The sequence below is a fragment of the Roseateles flavus genome, from assembly GCF_039872765.1.
GTDB lineage: Bacteria > Pseudomonadota > Gammaproteobacteria > Burkholderiales > Burkholderiaceae_C > Roseateles_B > Roseateles_B flavus.
In genome coordinates this window covers 44,322-59,903 of the sequence record NZ_JBDPZC010000009.1, presented here as the reverse complement: position 1 = coordinate 59,903, position 15,582 = coordinate 44,322, and the positions used below count along the sequence as shown (strand labels likewise).

Sequence of the window (15,582 nt, the reverse complement as noted above, 5' to 3'; positions counted from 1 at the left end):
GACGGCCCCGCGCTTCCGCGTGAGGATACAAACAATGTCTGAACCGCTGCTGAATACCCTGCGCTGCCTCAGCGCCACCGGCCTGCACCGCATGGCCTATTGGGAATGGGGGGCCCGGGACAATCCGCGGGTGCTGGTCTGCGTGCACGGCCTGGCCCGCCAGGGCCGGGACTTCGACCGCCTGGCCCGACGGCTCAGCTGCGACTACCGCGTGATCTGCCCGGACGTCGTCGGCCGTGGCCGCAGCGACTGGCTCAAGAACCCCGCCGCCTACCAGATCCCGAGCTATGTGGCCGACATGGTCACGCTCATCGCCCGGCTGGACGTCGAGCAGGTGGACTTGGTGGGCACCTCCATGGGCGGGCTGATCGGCCTGGGCCTGGCCTCGCTGCCGGGCACGCCCATCCGTCGCCTGGTGCTCAATGACGTGGGCCCCAGCGTCGAGGCGGCGGCCCTCCAGCGCATCGGCGCCTATCTGGGTCAGCCCCTGCGCTTCAAGACGGTGGAGGAGGGGGCTGCCTATCTGCGCACCATCTCCGCCGGCTTCGGCCCCATCAATGACGAGGACTGGCTGACGCTGTCCCGGCCCATGTTCAAGGCCGACGGGGATCAGTTCAAGCTGCACTACGACCCCGCCATCGCACAGGCCGTGGCGGCGGTCACGCCCGAGATCGCAAAGACGGCCGAGCAGATGCTCTGGGCCGGCTACGACAGCCTGCGCATGCCCACGCTGCTGATCCGCGGCGCGGACTCGGACCTGCTCTCGCGCGCCACCGCCGAGGCCATGACCCAGCGTGGGCCGCGTGCCGAGCTGGTGGAGATCGCGGGGGCAGGTCATGCCCCCATGTTCAGCGACGAGGCGCAGATCGCCGTCGTCGAGGAGTTCCTGAAGCGCGCATGAAGACCGGAGTTGCCGTACATCCCGCCGAGCACGCGGCGCCCATCGTGGCGCTGGCCGATGCCGACCTGCCCGCCGCGCTGCCCGGCGCCGATCCGCAGGCCGAAGGCACCCCGCTGCTGCCCGTGGCCCGGGCGCGCGCCTTCGCCGAGCCCCTGCTGCGCGGCCAGCCCCTGGACACCGGCGAGGACGCCCTGGCCCACGCCGATGGCGTGGCGGCCCTGCTCGCCGGCGTCGGCGCGGCGCCGGCCATGCAGGCCGCGGCCTATCTCGTCTATGCGGGCGACTTCCTCAACAAGCCCGAGGAGATCGTCGCCAAGGCCTTTGGCGAGAGCTATGCCAGCCTGGTGACGCACACCCGCAAGCTGGTGCAGATCCAGCGGGCGGCGCGCGAGGCCCTGGTCGAGGAGGAGCAGCGCCAGCAGCAGACGGAGCGCGTGCGCAAGATGCTGCTGGCCTTCTCGCGGGATCTGCGCGTGGTGCTGCTGCGCCTGGCCTCGCGCCTGCAGACCCTGCGCTACTACGCCGCGAGCAAGTTGCCCTGTCCGTCGGCCCTGGCCACGGAGTCGCTGCAGGTCTTCGCGCCTCTGGCCAACCGCCTGGGCATCTGGCAGGTCAAGTGGGAGCTGGAGGACCTGTCCTTCCGCTTCCTTGAGCCCGAGACCTACAAGGCCATCGCCAAGAGCCTGGACGAGAAGCGCCTGGAGCGCGAGGTCAGTGTCGAGTTCGCGCGCGTGGGCCTGGTGCAGGAGTTGCGCGCCCTGGGCATCGAGGCCGAGGTGCAGGGCCGGCCCAAGCACCTCTACAGCATCTGGAAGAAGATGCAGGGCAAGAGCCTGAGCCTGGAGCGGGTCTTCGACCTGCGCGCCCTGCGCGTCATCGTCAAGGACGTGGCCGACTGCTACGCCGTGCTGAGCCATCTGCACGAGAAGTACCAGCCCGTGGCCGGCGAGTTCGACGACTACATCGCCAAGCCCAAGCCCAATGGCTACCAGTCCCTGCACACCGTGGTGCGCGGGGCCGACGACAAGGCCATGGAGGTGCAGATCCGCACCCGCGCCATGCACGAGCATGCCGAGCATGGCGTGGCGGCGCACTGGGCCTACAAGGAGGCGGGCACCAAGGGCTATGCCGGCGTGGCCGCCGCGGGCGACTTCGAGGAGCAGGTCGCCCAGGCCCGCAAGGCCGTGCTGCGCCAGCTGCTGGCCTGGGAGCGCGACTACGTCAGCAACGAGGCGCAGGGCGTCTTCGACGACCGCATCTACGTCTTCACGCCGCAGTCGACCGTGGTGGAGCTGGCGGCCGGCTCGACCCCGGTGGACTTCGCCTATGCAGTGCACACGGACCTCGGCCACCGCTGCCGCGGTGCCAAGGTCGACGGCCAGATGGTGCCGCTGAACACGCCGCTGCAGAGCGGGCAGACCATCGAGATCAGCGCGCTCAAGGAAGGCGGTGGGCCCTCGCTGGACTGGCTCAACCCGGAGCTGGGCTATCTGCAGAGCCAGCGCAGCCGCGCCAAGGTGCGGGCCTGGTTCAATGCCCAGGCCCAGGCGCAGACCGTGGCCAAGGGCCGCGAGCTGGTCGAGAAGCTGCTGCAGCGCGAAGGCCGCACCGCGATCAAGCTGGAGGACCTGGCCTCGCGCCTGGGCTTCAAGAATGCGGACGCACTCTTCGAGGTGGTGGGCAAGGACGAATACTCGCTGCGCAATATCGAGCTGCTGCTGCGCCCGCAGGAACAGCAGCCCGAGACCGACGAGCAGCTGGCCCTGCGCCGCACCAAGGCCGGCAGCAAGGGCGCGGGGCAGGGCGGTGTGCTGGTGGTGGGCGTGGACTCGCTGCTGACCAACCTCGCGCGCTGCTGCCGTCCGGCCCCGCCGGACGAGATCAGCGGCTATGTGACCCGCGGCAAGGGCGTGGCCATCCACCGCTGCGACTGCACCAACTTCCGCGAGATGGCCCAGCGCGCTCCCGAGCGCGTGATCGCCGTGACCTGGGGCGAGCAATCTGGCAAGGGCGGGCAGGGCCTGGCCTATCCGGTGGACGTCATCATCGACGCCATGGAGCGCCAGCACCTGCTGCGCGACGTGCTGGAAGTCTTCGCCAAGGAGAAGCTCAACGTCACCGCCATGAACCTGCAGCCCAGCAAGCAGAGCAAGGGCTCCAACAGCTGGATCAGCCTGACGGTGGAAGTGAGCGACTCCGGCCGCCTGTCCAAGGTGCTGCAGGCCGTGACGCAGGTGAGCGGCGTGCGCAGCGCGCGGCGGCGCTGAGGGCAGGGGCTGGCGACACGCGCTCGGGGGTGTCGTCGAGCGCTGCTCTCCAGGGCAGTCATGAAGAAAATTTCGAGAATGTAGACAACTCCGAAAATTCCATGCTATAGTGCGAAGCTCTTCAGGCGCGTAGCTCAGTTGGTTAGAGCACCACCTTGACATGGTGGGGGTCGTTGGTTCGAATCCAATCGCGCCTACCAAATTCGGTAGGCCCTGCTTCGGCGGGGAGCCCAAAAAAGCCCGGTAGATCTCAGATCTGTCGGGCTTTTTGCTTTGGGTCCTTGCTTGCGTTTGAGTTCGGACCGACCCACACCTCAGGGGCGCCGGCCGGGCCGTCGCAATGCGAAGATGCGCGCCATCGACACACGATGACGCGGAGCTGGCACGGCATGGACAAGCAGGGGACTTTCTGGGGCGGACGCACGAGCCGCCGCTGCGTGCTGGCGGGGCTACTGGCCTGGGGCGCGGTCTTGCCTGGCCTGGCGACGGCCGCGCTGCCCGAGACCGTCCAGCAGCTCAAGCCCTCCGTGCTGATGGTCGGTACCTACGCCGAGACCGACACCCCGCGCTTCAATTTCCGTGGCACCGGCTTTGCCGTGCTGGAGGGGCGCCATGTGCTGACCAATGCGCATGTGATCCCCGAGGCGGCGAGCCTGATCGAAGGGCGGCGCCTGGTGGTGCAGGTGCCCGAGGGCAAGGGCAAGTGGAGCCAGCGCACGGCACTGGTGGTGGCTCAGGACGTGAGCCGGGACCTGGCCCTGCTCAGCGTCGAAGGTGCACCGGTGAAGCCGCTTCGCCTGGCCTCGGCCGATCAGCTGCGCGAGGGCATGGACATCGCCCTCATGGGCTTTCCGCTGGCCGGCGCCGTGGGCTACACGGCCGTCACGCACCGCGGTGTGCTGGCCGCCATGACCGATGTGGTGCTGCCGCCGCCGGTGGCGCAGGCCCTGTCCCCGCGGGCCATCCGGCAGCTGCGCGACGGCGGTTTCCAGGTGATGCAGCTGGATGTCACTGCCTACCCCGGCAACAGCGGCGGTCCGGTCTTCGAGCCGGACAGTGGCCTGGTGCTGGGCGTGGTGAGCATGGTGCTGATCAAGGGCACGCGCGAATCGGCGCTCAGCTCGCCGACGGGCATCACCTATGCCATCCCGGCCGATGTGGCGGCGGAGTTCGTGCGCAGCAGCAAGCCTTGATCGCCGCGCCTGCCCCCTTGAACGACGGGGAAAACCCGTCCGGCTGCTCGGCGGGGGCGCTCCTAGAATCTTCGCTCTCGCTCAAGGAGTTTTCATGGTCACTGCCCGTCGAGGCAAGGCGTCTTCCACGCAGGATCCGGCCGGCAAGGCAGGCCCGCGTGTGCTCAAGAAGTACCCCAACAGGCGTCTCTACGACACCCAGACCAGCAGCTACATCACCCTGGCCGATGTCAAGGCCATGGTGCTGCAGGGTCAGAGCTTCGAGGTGCGCGACGCCAAGACCGGCGACGACCTCACTCGCTCCATCCTGCTGCAGATCATCCTGGAGGAGGAGACCGGTGGCGTGCCCATGTTCTCCACCCAGATCCTCGAGCAGATCATCCGCTTCTACGGCCACGCCATGCAGGGAGTGATGGGCGCCTACCTCGAGAAGAACCTGCAGACCTTCACCGACCTGCAGCACAGCTTCGTCGAGCAGAGCAAGGGGTTGCCCTTCAGCCCCGAGCTCTGGACGCAGTTCCTCAGCGGCCAGACGCCCGCCATGCAGGGCCTCATGGGCAGCTACATGGAGCAGTCCAAGAACCTGCTGACCCAGATGCAGGAGCAGATGCAGCAGGCGGGATCGATGTTCCCCGTCATGCCGGGCATGCCCGGCTTTGGCGGCAAGAAGTAGGCGTCCCTGGCCTTTCAGCGCTGACGCCGGCGCCAAGAAATCGTCAAGGCGCTGCCATTTGACGGCGTGATGAACGGGCTGCGTGGGTACGGCGCGCGTCACCGCCTAAAATCGCGGGATGAGCGCATCCACCTCCCCGGGCCAAGAGGCCGTCGCGGCCACGCCCGCCCCCAAGATCGGCTTCGTCAGCCTCGGCTGCCCCAAGGCCCTGACCGACTCCGAACTCATCCTCACCCAGCTGCGGGCCGAGGGCTATGACACCTCCAAGACCTTTGCCGGGGCGGACCTGGTGATCGTCAACACCTGCGGCTTCATCGACGATGCCGTCAAGGAAAGCCTGGACACCATCGGCGAGGCCCTGGCCGAGAACGGCAAGGTGATCGTCACCGGCTGCCTGGGCGCCAAGAGCGGGGCCAACACCGACAACCTGGTGCGCGAGGTGCACCCCAGCGTGCTGGCCGTCACCGGCCCGCACGCCACGCAGGAGGTGATGGACGCCGTGCACCAGCACGTGCCCAAGCCCCACGATCCCTTCGTGGACCTGGTGCCGGCCCAGGGCATCAAGCTCACGCCCAAGCACTACGCCTACCTGAAGATCAGCGAGGGCTGCAACCACCGCTGCTCCTTCTGCATCATCCCCAGCATGCGCGGCGACCTGGTCTCGCGCCCCATCGGCGACGTGCTCAACGAGGCCCGCGCCCTGTTCGAGGCCGGCGTCAAGGAGCTGCTGGTCATCAGTCAGGACACCAGCGCCTATGGCGTGGACGTCAAGTACCGCACCGGCTTCTGGGACGGCAAGCCCGTCAAGACCCGCATGTTCGACCTGGTCGCGCAGCTGGGTGAGCTGGCGAAGCAGCATGGCGCCTGGGTGCGCCTGCACTACGTCTACCCCTATCCGCATGTGGACGAGGTGCTGCCGCTGATGGCCGAAGGCCTGATCCTGCCCTACCTCGACGTGCCGATGCAGCACGCTCACCCGGACGTGCTCAAGCGCATGAAGCGCCCGGCCAATGGCGAGCGCAACCTGGAGCGCATCCAGGCCTGGCGCGCCGTGTGCCCGGACATCGTCATCCGCTCCACCTTCATCGCCGGCTTCCCCGGCGAGACGGAAGCCGAGTTCCAGTACCTGCTGGACTTCATGAAGGAAGCCCGCATTGACCGCGCCGGCTGCTTCGCCTACTCGCCCGTGTCCGGCGCCTCGGCCAACGAGCTGCCGGGTGCGCTGCCCGACGAGGTGCGCAACGAGCGCCAGGCGCGCTTCATGGAGGTGGCCGAGGCCGTGTCCATTGACAAGCTGCGCAGCCGTATCGGTGCGACCATGCAGGTGCTGGTCGACTCCGCCCCGGCCCTGGGCCGCAAGGGCGGCGTGGGCCGCAGCTACGCCGACGCGCCCGAGATCGACGGCACCGTGCGCCTGCTGCCGCCCGAGAAGGCCAGCAAGACGCTCAAGGTGGGCGAGTTCACCCGCGCCCGCATCGTGGCCGCCGAAGGCCATGACTTGATCGGCCTGCCGATCTGAACCCGACGCCCTGACCGGTGCCGGCCCGCGGCCGGCACCTCTCACCAGGGCCGGCGCCCGGCACATCCGGGCGGGCCCGCCACCCACGCCTCCCGCCCATGAAGCCCAAGCGCGCCATCGCCACCGAGCAGATCCACCATCCCTACCAGCCGCCCGAAGGCTGGGCCGCCATGCCGGTGGGCGTCTTCAAGGCCTCCACCGTGCTGTTCAAGGACACGGCGGACCTGCACACCTACCGCCCCCGCGACGGCAAGAGCTACCGCTACGGTCTGCACGGCACGCCCACCTCCTACACGCTGGCCGCGCGCCTGGCCACGCTTGAGGGGGCCGAGCACTGCCTGCTGACGCCCAGCGGCCTGTCCGCCATCACCGTGGTGAGCCTGGGCCTGCTGCAGCCGGGCGACGAAGTGCTGATCCCCGACAACGTCTACGGACAGAACCGCCATCTCTGCACGGGGTTCCTGCCGCGTCTGGGTGTCACGCACAAGGTCTACGACCCGCTGGATGTGCCGGCCTTCGAGGCCCTGCTGAGCGAGAAGACGCGCCTCGTGTGGCTGGAGGCCGCCGGCTCCATCACGCTGGAGTTCCCTGATCTCATCGGCCTGATCCGCGCCTGCAAGGCCCGCGGGATCACCACCGCGCTGGACAACACCTGGGGCGCTGGCGTCGCCTTCAAGCCCTTCGACCTGCTGCCGGAGCGCGAGCCGGGCTTCGGCGTGGACATCTCCATGCAGGCCCTGACCAAGTACCCCTCCGGCGGTGCCGACGTGCTGATGGGCGCGGTCTACACCCGCGACCAGGCCCTGCACGACCGCCTCAACGACTGCCACGAGCACCTGGGCTACGGCCTCGGCCAGAACGATGTGGAGCTGGTGCTGCGTGGCCTGCCGACGCTGGAGCTGCGCTACCGCGCCCAGGATGCCAGCACCCGCCAGCTGGCCCGCTGGATGCAGGCCCAGCCGCAGGTGGCACGCGTGCTGCACCCGGCGCTGCCGGGGTCGCCCGGCCATGCGCACTGGTGCGAGCTGAGCGCCGGCGGCGCGGCCTGCCTGTTCTCGGCCGTGTTCCAGCCGCAGTACAGCGCCGCCCAGGTGGATGCCTTCGTGGACGCGCTGGAGCTCTTCGGCATCGGCTACTCCTGGGCCGGCCCGATGAGCCTGGCCGTGCCCTACAACATGAGCCGCAGCCGATCGCTGGCGCTGCCCTACGAGGCCGGGCACATCGTCCGCTTCGCCCTCGGCCTGGAGGCGGCGGACGATCTGCAGGCCGACCTGGCGCAGGCGCTCAGGCGTCTGGGCTGAGGTCCGCGGGGGCGTCCGGGTCAAAGCCCGGATCGAAGCCGGCCGCGGCGAAATCCCGTGCGAGCCGGGCGCGCCAGGCGATCTTGTCGGTATCCGGCGCGAAGCTGGCCGCCAGGCTGTTGTCCAGCAGGCGGTGCCATTCGGCCAGGCCCAGCTGCGGCATCGCGCGGGCGCAGGCCTCGATGTTGTCCATCAGGTAGCCGCCGAAGTAGGCGGGGTCGTCCGCATTGATCATCGCGCACAGGCCCTCGGCCAGCAGCTGCGGCAGGGCATGGTCCTCCAGGCGCTGCACCACGCGCAGCCTGACGTTGGACAGCGGGCAGACGGTCAGCGGCGTGCCGGCCTGGCGCAGATGGGCCACCAGCGCGGCGTCCTCCAGGCAGCGAACGCCGTGGTCGATGCGCTCGGCATGCAGGCTGCGCAGGGCATCCCAGATGTAGGCGGGCGGGCCTTCCTCGCCGGCATGGGCCACGCGGTGCAGGCCCAGGGCGCCCGCGGCGGCGAAGACCATGGCGAACTGCTCGGGTGGATGGCCCAGCTCGCTGCTGTCCAGGCCGACGCCCAGCAGGTCCTCGCGGTAGGGCTTGAGGGCTTCCAGCGTGTCCAGGGCGGCCTCCTCGCTGAGGTGGCGCAGGAAGCAGGGAATGAGCCCGACGCTGAGCCCCAGCTCGCGCCGGGCGCGCGCGATGGCGGTGTTGAGGCCCTGCATCACGAGGGCCAACGGCACGCCGCGGTCGGTGTGGGTCTGCGGGTCGAAGAAGATCTCGCAGCGCACGCAGCCATCGGCCCGGGCGCGCTGGAAATAGGCCCAGGCCAGGTCCTCGAAGTCGCGGGCCTGCAGCAGCACGCTGGCCCCGGCGTAGTAGAGGTCCAGGAAGCTTTGCAGGTTCTGGAAGTCGTAGGCCCGGCGCAGCGTGGCGACGTCGGGGTAGGGCAGGGTGATGCCGTTGCGCTGCGCCAGCGCGAACATCATCTCGGGCTCCAGGGTGCCTTCGATGTGCAGGTGCAGCTCGGCCTTGGGCGCATGACGCAGCAGGGCCAGCAGGGTGTCCGTGGGGAGGCTGGGGTGGGGCATGGCTGTCCTCCAGGAGGGATGGGGACAGTATGGGCCGGATGCGGCGCCGCGGGTGTGTCCGTTGGCTTCAGTCCTTGGCGGGGCCGCCGACCTTGTGGCGCATCAGGCGGCCCTTTTCACGCTCCCAGTCCCGCTTCTTCTCGGTCTCGCGCTTGTCATGCTGGGCCTTGCCCTTGGCCAGCGCGATCTCGACCTTCACCCGCCCGTCCTTGTAGTGCAGGTTCAGCGGCACGATGGTGAAGCCGCGCTGTTCCACCTTGCCGATGAGGCGGCGGATCTGCTCCTTCTTCATCAGCAGCTTGCGCGTGCGGTCGGCCAGCGGGTTGACGTGGGTGGAGGCGGTGCGCAGCGGGTTGATGCGGCAGCCGATGAGGTAGAGCTCGCCGTCCTTGATCACCACGTAGCCATCGGGCAACTGCACCTGGCCTTCGCGGATGGCCTTGACCTCCCAGCCCTCCAGCACGATGCCGGCTTCGTACTGCTCTTCGATGTGGTACTCAAATCGGGCGCGGCGGTTTTCAGCGATGGACATGGAGGCTCATTCGGGCCGCGTGCGGCCAATACAATCCCGGCATTGTATGAAGCATGTGAAGAAGTCCGTTCTGCTCTGGTACACGCCCCAGGAAATGCATGACCTGGTGACGGCCATTCCCCGCTATCCCGAGTTCCTGCCCTGGTGCGACCGTGCCGAGGTGCTGGAGACGCACGAGGACGGCGTCACGGCGCGCGTGGGCCTGTCCATCGCCGGGGTGCGCCAGTCCTTCTCGACGCGCAACACCCACGAGGGGCATGAGCGCGTGGCCATGCGGCTGGTCGATGGCCCCTTCTCCACGCTGGAGGGGGACTGGACCTTCCTCCCGCTGAGCGCCGGGCCGGGTCAGGCCCCGCAGGCCTGCAAGGTCGAGTTCGAACTGCACTACGCCTTCTCCAGCGCAGCCCTCGAGGCGGTGGTGAGCCCGGTCTTCGACCGCATCGCTGCGACCTTCGTGGATTCCTTCGTCAAGCGGGCCGAGGTGGTCTATGGCCCCCGCTGAGTCGGCAGCGATCCGCATCGAGCTGGTCTGGAGCCCGCGGCCGGGCTGCGTGCAGGCTGAGCCGCTGCTGCTCGCGGCTGGCAGCACGGTGTCGCAGGCTCTGTCGGCCTCGCCACGCTTCGCGCAGGACCGCGCGGGCCTGGAGGCGGGCGGGCCGCTCTGCGTGGGGGTGTGGGGCCGTCAGCAGACCCTGGAGACGGTGCTGAGGGACCGCGACCGGGTGGAGGTCTACCGGCCGCTCAGCGTGGACCCCAAAGAGGCCCGGCGCCTGCGCTATCGGGCCACCGGCCGGCGGATCGTCTCGCGGCACCGGCCGCTGTCAGGGAAGACGGGCGGCTGAGGGGCGCCGCCGCGGCCTGCTCAGCGGCAGTCCTTGTTGACGATGGCCTGCACGCGCTCGCGTTCGGCGGCGCGCTGTTTGTCGTCCATGAAGACCGTTTCGCCGGCGGAGTTGAGGGTCGAGACCCGCAGGCCGGTGTCCAGCAGCACCAGGTTCTGGCGGGCGCGCTGGCAGTTCTCGGCGCGGGCGGCGGCGAGCTTCTTGGCTTCCTCGGCCTGACGAGCCTGTGCCTGCTCGGCCTCCTTCTTGGCCTGGCCTTGCTGGTCGGCGTCCTTCTTCGCGGCAGCCTGGGCTGCGGCGTTGGCGGAGGCTGCCGCGGCGGCGCTGGCTGCCGCTGCCTGGGCCGAGCCATAAGGCACGACGGTGGCCCGGGTGCCGGGGGGGCGCAGCAGGATGTCCTTGTCCGCCACGCTGGGGGGCGGGGGCATGTCGCTGTACTGGATCTTGCCGTTGGCGTCCTTCCATTTCCACTGGGCCTCGGCCGCGGGGCCGAACAGCAGCAATGCGCTCAAGGACAGCAGTTGAAGGCAGGGAGAGAGGCGCAACGACATGTCAGTTCTTTTCCGAGTCAATCCAGCAAAGTGTAGGGCGGCCCCGACGGCTTCAAGCCGGTGCCTGCGCCTGCAGTTGTCAGTGAATGTGAAACTGCCTTGACGCTAGTGTCCGCCTGTGCTGAAGCCAAGGCCATAGTTCACGACTTGCCCGGCTTCCCCCTTGCGCGCCGGGCCTGGCGACCGGTTTTCACAGCCGGCAGGGCAGGGCTCGCCCGACTTCCCTATAATGCCGCTTTGCGTCTGGAGCCACCCTCATGCGCCTTCTTGGAAAAGCGCTCACCTTCGACGATGTGTTGTTGGTGCCTGCGTTCTCCCAGGTGTTGCCCCGCGACACCAGCCTCGCCACCCAGCTGACCCGCAATATCCGGATCAACCTGCCCCTGGTGTCCGCCGCCATGGACACGGTCACGGAATCCCGCCTTGCCATCGCCATGGCACAGGAAGGCGGCATGGGCATCGTCCACAAGAACCTCACGCCGCAGCAGCAGGCCGCCGAAGTGGCCCGCGTCAAGCGCTATGAGTCCGGCGTGCTGCGCGACCCCATCACGATCACGCCCGACACGACGGTCCGCCAGGTCAAGGCGCTGTCCGAGCACCACGGCATCTCGGGCTTCCCGGTGCTGGAAGGCAGCAAGGTGGTCGGCATCGTGACCGGCCGCGACCTGCGCTTCGAGACCCGCATGGACGCCTCGGTGCGCGAGATCATGACCCCGGCCGAACGCCTGATCACGGTCAAGGAAGGCGCCTCGCTGGCCGAGGCCAAGGCGCTGATGCACACGCACAAGCTCGAGCGCGTGCTGGTCATCAACGATGCCTTCGAGCTGCGCGGCCTGATGACGGTCAAGGACATCACCAAGCAGACCAACTTCCCCAATGCCGCTCGCGATGCCCAGGGCAAGCTGCGCGTCGGCGCGGCGGTGGGCGTGGGTGAGGGCACGGAAGAGCGCGTCGAGCTGCTGGTGAAGGCCGGCGTCGATGCCATCGTGGTCGACACGGCCCACGGCCATAGCGCCGGCGTCATCGAGCGCGTGCGCTGGGTGAAGAAGAACTTCCCGCAGGTCGACGTCATCGGCGGCAACATCGCCACCGGTGCAGCGGCCCTGGCCCTGGTCGAGGCGGGTGCTGACGGCGTCAAGGTCGGCATCGGCCCCGGCTCCATCTGCACCACCCGCATCGTGGCCGGCGTGGGCGTGCCCCAGATCACCGCCATCGACTACGTCGCCACCGCGCTCAAGGGCACGGGCGTGCCGCTGATCGCCGACGGCGGCATCCGCTACTCGGGCGACATCGCCAAGGCCATCGCCGCCGGCGCCAGCGCCGTGATGATGGGCGGCATGTTCGCCGGTACCGAGGAAGCGCCGGGCGAGGTCATCCTCTTCCAGGGCCGCTCCTACAAGAGCTATCGCGGCATGGGCTCCATCGGCGCGATGAAGGCTGGTTCGGCCGACCGCTACTTCCAGGAAAACGACGAGACCACCAATCCCAACGCGGACAAGCTGGTGCCCGAGGGCATCGAAGGCCGCGTGCCCTACAAGGGGTCCATGGTCGCCATCGTCTTCCAGATGGCCGGTGGCGTGCGTGCCTCCATGGGCTACTGCGGTTGCGCCACCATCGCCGAGATGCACGAGCGCGCCGAGTTCGTCGAGATCACCGCCGCGGGCATTCGCGAAAGCCATGTCCACGATGTGCAGATCACCAAAGAGGCGCCGAACTACCGATCGGAGTAAGCCGGCAGGTGCAAAGCAGGGGCGACGCAGGTCGCCCCTGCTTTCATTCCGGCCCGCAGCAGCCATGAGCACAAGCAATGACCGTGTCTGAAAATCCGGCCCCCGCTCCCAAGACCGGGCGCCAGGCCGGGATGCTCTTCATCATGATTGCCGTGCTGATCGACATGATCAGCATCGGCCTCATCATCCCTGTGCTGCCACCGCTGGTAGGCACCTTCGCCCGCACGCCGGCCGAGCACAACCTGGCGTATCTGGCGGTGGCCTTTGCCTTTGGTATCGCCAACTTCTTCGGCTCGCCCATCCTGGGCTCCCTGTCCGACCGCTACGGCCGCCGGCCGGTGATGCTGATCGGCTTCTGCGGCCTGGCGCTGAGCTTCTTCGTCACCGCCACCGCCACCGCCTTGTGGATGCTGGTGGCCGTGCGCCTGGTCAGCGGTGCGATGCAGGCCAATGCCGCCGTCGCCAATGCCTACGTGGCCGACATCAGCGCGCCGGAAGAGCGCGCCAAGCGCTTCGGCATGCTGGGCGCGGCCTTCGGCATGGGCTTCATCCTCGGGCCGGCCATGGGCGGCATCCTGGGTGACATCAACCTGCACCTGCCCTTCTTCGTGGCCGGCTCGCTGGCTCTGGTGAACTGGCTGTACGGCTTCTTCGTGCTGCCCGAGTCCCTCAAGCCCGAGAACCGCCGCCCCTTCGAGTGGCGCAAGGCCAACCCGGTCAGCGCGCTCGGTCGCCTGGGCAAGCTCAAGGGCGTGGGCGGACTGGTCTTCGTGCTCGGGCTGAGCGGCCTGGCGCAGCTGATCCTGCACAGCAGCTGGGTGCTCTACACGGCGCACAAGTTCGGCTGGGGTCCCAAGGCCAACGGCCTGTCGCTGTTCGCGGTGGGCGTGATGTCGGTCATCGTGCAGGGCTTCCTGATGCCTCGCCTGCTGAAGGCCTTCGCGGCGCACAAGCTGGTGATGTGGGGCCTGGCGTCCTCGGTGCTCACCAATGCCTTCTGGGGGTGGGCGACCGAGGGCTGGATGATGTTCGTGCCCATCGTCGTCAACGTACTGGGCTTCGCCGCCGGCACGGCGCTGCAGAGCCTGATCTCCAACGCGGCGGACGCCCGCACCCAGGGCGAGACCATGGGCGCCGTCTCCTCGCTCAACAGCGTGATGGCCGTGCTGGCGCCGGTGATCGGCCCGGGCCTGATGTACCTCGTCTCGGATGTGCCGCCCACGAACTGGCTGGCCGGCGCGCCCTTCTACTTCTGTGCCCTGCTGCAGGCACTGTCCCTGTTCTTCGCCTGGCGCCATTTCGCGCGGGCCACCCCTTCGGCCAGCGCTGCCCCGGCGCCGGCCGGCCATTGAGTGAGCACCACCATGCATGACAAAGTCCTGATCCTCGACTTCGGCTCCCAGGTCACCCAGCTGATCGCCCGCCGTGTCCGTGAGGCCCATGTCTACTGCGAGATCCATCCGAACGATGTCTCGGACGACTTCATCCGCAGCTTCGCGCCCAAGGCCATCATTCTGTCCGGCAGCCATGCGTCGACTTACGAGGACCACGAGCTGCGCGCGCCGCAGGCCGTGTGGGATCTGGGCGTTCCCGTGCTGGGCATCTGCTACGGCATGTTCACGATGACCGTGCAGCTGGGCGGCCAGGTGGAGGCAAGCGAGCACCGCGAGTTCGGCTACGCCGAGGTCCGGGCCCACGGCCACACGAAGCTGCTGGACGGCCTGCAGGACTTCGCCACGCCGGAAGGCCACGGCATGCTCAAGGTCTGGATGAGCCACGGCGACAAGGTCACCGCGCTGCCCCCGGGCTTCACGCTGATGGCCTCCACGCCCAGCTGCCCCATCGCCGGCATGGCCAATGAAGCCAAGGGCTACTACGCCGTGCAGTTCCACCCGGAAGTGACCCACACCGTGCAGGGCCATGCGCTGCTGACGCGCTTCGTGCGGGACATCGCCGGCTGCAAGGGCGACTGGGTCATGGGCAACTACATCGAGGAAGCCGTGCAGAAGATCCGCGAGCAGGTGGGTGACGAGGAGGTGATCCTCGGCCTGTCCGGCGGCGTGGACTCCAGCGTGGCCGCGGCCCTGATCCACCGCGCCATCGGCGACCAGCTCACCTGCGTCTTCGTGGACCACGGCCTGCTGCGCCTCAACGAGGGCGACATGGTCATGGACATGTTCGAAGGCAAGCTGCACGCCCGCGTGATCCGCGTGGATGCCAGCGAGCTCTTCCTGGGCCAGCTGGCCGGCGTCACGGATCCGGAGAAGAAGCGCAAGATCATCGGCGGTCTCTTCGTGGATGTGTTCAAGGCCGAGGCCGAGAAGCTCAAGGCCAGCGGCCAGGGGCACAAGGGCGCGACCTTCCTGGCTCAGGGCACGATCTACCCCGACGTGGTGGAAAGCGGCGGCACCAAGACCAAGAAGGCCACCACCATCAAGAGCCACCACAACGTGGGCGGCCTGCCGGAGCAACTGGGCCTGAAGCTGCTGGAGCCGCTGCGCGAGCTGTTCAAGGACGAGGTTCGCGAGCTGGGCGTGGCACTGGGCCTGCCGCCCGAGATGGTCTACCGCCACCCCTTCCCGGGCCCGGGCCTGGGCGTGCGCATCCTGGGCGAGGTGAAGAAGGACTACGCTGACCTGCTGCGCCGTGCCGACGCGATCTTCATCGAGGAGCTGCGCCACTGGAAGGACGAGGCCACGGGCAAGACCTGGTACGACCTCACCAGCCAGGCCTTCACCGTCTTCCTGCCGGTGAAGAGCGTGGGCGTGATGGGAGACGGCCGCACCTACGACTACGTGGTGGCCCTGCGCGCCGTGCAGACCAGCGACTTCATGACCGCCGACTGGGCCGAGCTGCCCTACGGCCTGCTGAAGAAGGTGTCGGGGCGCATCATCAACGAGGTGCGCGGCATCAACCGCGTGACCTACGACGTCTCGAGCAAGCCGCCTGCGACCATTGAATGGGAGTAATGGGGACACACAACAGTCCTGAGGACTGT

General features: G+C 68.5%; 14 protein-coding genes and 1 tRNA gene. 12 read left to right on the top strand and 3 right to left on the bottom strand.

The features are described 5' to 3' along the window. The first annotated feature begins 34 nt into the window (after positions 1-34). From ABDJ40_RS18175 to ABDJ40_RS18145, 7 genes are all read left to right on the top strand, one after another. Positions 35-901, top strand: coding sequence for an alpha/beta fold hydrolase (locus ABDJ40_RS18175; RefSeq protein ID WP_347611775.1), 867 nt, complete (start codon positions 35-37; stop codon positions 899-901). Continuing rightward, complete coding sequence (locus ABDJ40_RS18170; RefSeq protein ID WP_347611774.1) at positions 898-3,168, top strand: RelA/SpoT family protein; 2,271 nt, start codon at positions 898-900, stop codon at positions 3,166-3,168. The genes ABDJ40_RS18175 and ABDJ40_RS18170 overlap by 4 nt, the downstream gene beginning before the upstream one ends. A 123-nt stretch (positions 3,169-3,291) precedes the next feature. Continuing rightward, positions 3,292-3,368: transfer RNA gene (locus ABDJ40_RS18165), tRNA-Val, on the top strand. Positions 3,369-3,557: 189 nt separating this feature from the next. After that, a complete protein-coding gene (locus ABDJ40_RS18160) occupies positions 3,558-4,361 on the top strand; it encodes a S1C family serine protease (RefSeq protein ID WP_347611773.1) in 804 nt (267 codons plus the stop codon). A gap of 94 nt (positions 4,362-4,455) precedes the next feature. After that, positions 4,456-5,034: a polyhydroxyalkanoate synthesis repressor PhaR gene (gene phaR / locus ABDJ40_RS18155; RefSeq protein WP_347611772.1), complete on the top strand. Its 579-nt coding sequence runs from the start codon at positions 4,456-4,458 to the stop codon at positions 5,032-5,034. A 118-nt stretch (positions 5,035-5,152) separates the two neighbouring features. Continuing rightward, the gene (rimO, locus tag ABDJ40_RS18150) at positions 5,153-6,553 is read left to right on the top strand and encodes a 30S ribosomal protein S12 methylthiotransferase RimO (RefSeq protein WP_347611771.1); all 1,401 of its coding nucleotides are present in this window, start codon (positions 5,153-5,155) and stop codon (positions 6,551-6,553) included. A 98-nt stretch (positions 6,554-6,651) separates the two neighbouring features. Then, on the top strand, positions 6,652-7,854 hold the full coding sequence (locus ABDJ40_RS18145; protein ID WP_347611770.1) for a PLP-dependent transferase: 1,203 nt from the start codon (positions 6,652-6,654) through the stop codon (positions 7,852-7,854). Here ABDJ40_RS18145 and ABDJ40_RS18140 read toward each other — a convergent pair. Further along, complete coding sequence (locus ABDJ40_RS18140; protein WP_347611769.1) at positions 7,838-8,929, bottom strand: adenosine deaminase; 1,092 nt, start codon at positions 8,927-8,929, stop codon at positions 7,838-7,840. The genes ABDJ40_RS18145 and ABDJ40_RS18140 overlap by 17 nt on opposite strands. 67 nt (positions 8,930-8,996) lie before the next feature. After that, a complete protein-coding gene (gene smpB / locus ABDJ40_RS18135) occupies positions 8,997-9,461 on the bottom strand; it encodes an SsrA-binding protein SmpB (RefSeq protein ID WP_347611767.1) in 465 nt (154 codons plus the stop codon). Between the two features lie 46 nt (positions 9,462-9,507). Here smpB and ABDJ40_RS18130 point away from each other — a divergent pair, with 46 nt between their 5' ends. Together ABDJ40_RS18130 and ABDJ40_RS18125 are read left to right on the top strand one after the other, a co-directional pair. After that, a complete protein-coding gene (locus ABDJ40_RS18130) occupies positions 9,508-9,963 on the top strand; it encodes a type II toxin-antitoxin system RatA family toxin (protein WP_269633972.1) in 456 nt (151 codons plus the stop codon). Beyond that, positions 9,950-10,303: an RnfH family protein gene (locus tag ABDJ40_RS18125; protein WP_347611766.1), complete on the top strand. Its 354-nt coding sequence runs from the start codon at positions 9,950-9,952 to the stop codon at positions 10,301-10,303. The genes ABDJ40_RS18130 and ABDJ40_RS18125 overlap by 14 nt, the downstream gene beginning before the upstream one ends. A 20-nt stretch (positions 10,304-10,323) precedes the next feature. Here the strand turns inward: ABDJ40_RS18125 and ABDJ40_RS18120 are convergent, their stop codons facing one another. Next, positions 10,324-10,815, bottom strand: a complete 492-nt coding sequence (locus ABDJ40_RS18120; protein WP_347611765.1) for a DUF4124 domain-containing protein — start codon at positions 10,813-10,815, stop codon at positions 10,324-10,326. Between the two features lie 296 nt (positions 10,816-11,111). On the opposite strand from ABDJ40_RS18120, the gene guaB reads away from it, so the two are divergent. The 3 genes from guaB (at position 11,112) to guaA (ending at position 15,553) form a co-directional block, all read left to right on the top strand. Next, on the top strand, positions 11,112-12,584 hold the full coding sequence (gene guaB, locus ABDJ40_RS18115) for an IMP dehydrogenase (protein ID WP_269633975.1): 1,473 nt from the start codon (positions 11,112-11,114) through the stop codon (positions 12,582-12,584). Positions 12,585-12,661: 77 nt separating this feature from the next. Further along, complete coding sequence (locus ABDJ40_RS18110; protein WP_347611763.1) at positions 12,662-13,936, top strand: MFS transporter; 1,275 nt, start codon at positions 12,662-12,664, stop codon at positions 13,934-13,936. Positions 13,937-13,948: 12 nt separating this feature from the next. Next, complete coding sequence (gene guaA, locus ABDJ40_RS18105) at positions 13,949-15,553, top strand: glutamine-hydrolyzing GMP synthase (RefSeq protein WP_347611762.1); 1,605 nt, start codon at positions 13,949-13,951, stop codon at positions 15,551-15,553. Positions 15,554-15,582 lie beyond the last annotated feature (29 nt).

What these genes read in the sequence shown, in the direction of transcription:
- ABDJ40_RS18175 (WP_347611775.1), top strand. Translation starts at nt 35, where the DNA reads ATGTCTGAACCGCTGCTGAATACCCTGCGCTGCCTCAGCGCCACCGGC.
- ABDJ40_RS18170 (WP_347611774.1), top strand. Translation starts at nt 898, where the DNA reads ATGAAGACCGGAGTTGCCGTACATCCCGCCGAGCACGCGGCGCCCATC.
- ABDJ40_RS18160 (WP_347611773.1), top strand. Translation starts at nt 3,558, where the DNA reads ATGGACAAGCAGGGGACTTTCTGGGGCGGACGCACGAGCCGCCGCTGC.
- phaR (WP_347611772.1), top strand. Translation starts at nt 4,456, where the DNA reads ATGGTCACTGCCCGTCGAGGCAAGGCGTCTTCCACGCAGGATCCGGCC.
- rimO (WP_347611771.1), top strand. Translation starts at nt 5,153, where the DNA reads ATGAGCGCATCCACCTCCCCGGGCCAAGAGGCCGTCGCGGCCACGCCC.
- ABDJ40_RS18145 (WP_347611770.1), top strand. Translation starts at nt 6,652, where the DNA reads ATGAAGCCCAAGCGCGCCATCGCCACCGAGCAGATCCACCATCCCTAC.
- ABDJ40_RS18140 (WP_347611769.1), bottom strand. Translation starts at nt 8,929, where the DNA reads ATGCCCCACCCCAGCCTCCCCACGGACACCCTGCTGGCCCTGCTGCGT.
- smpB (WP_347611767.1), bottom strand. Translation starts at nt 9,461, where the DNA reads ATGTCCATCGCTGAAAACCGCCGCGCCCGATTTGAGTACCACATCGAA.
- ABDJ40_RS18130 (WP_269633972.1), top strand. Translation starts at nt 9,508, where the DNA reads ATGAAGCATGTGAAGAAGTCCGTTCTGCTCTGGTACACGCCCCAGGAA.
- ABDJ40_RS18125 (WP_347611766.1), top strand. Translation starts at nt 9,950, where the DNA reads ATGGCCCCCGCTGAGTCGGCAGCGATCCGCATCGAGCTGGTCTGGAGC.
- guaB (WP_269633975.1), top strand. Translation starts at nt 11,112, where the DNA reads ATGCGCCTTCTTGGAAAAGCGCTCACCTTCGACGATGTGTTGTTGGTG.
- ABDJ40_RS18110 (WP_347611763.1), top strand. Translation starts at nt 12,662, where the DNA reads ATGACCGTGTCTGAAAATCCGGCCCCCGCTCCCAAGACCGGGCGCCAG.
- guaA (WP_347611762.1), top strand. Translation starts at nt 13,949, where the DNA reads ATGCATGACAAAGTCCTGATCCTCGACTTCGGCTCCCAGGTCACCCAG.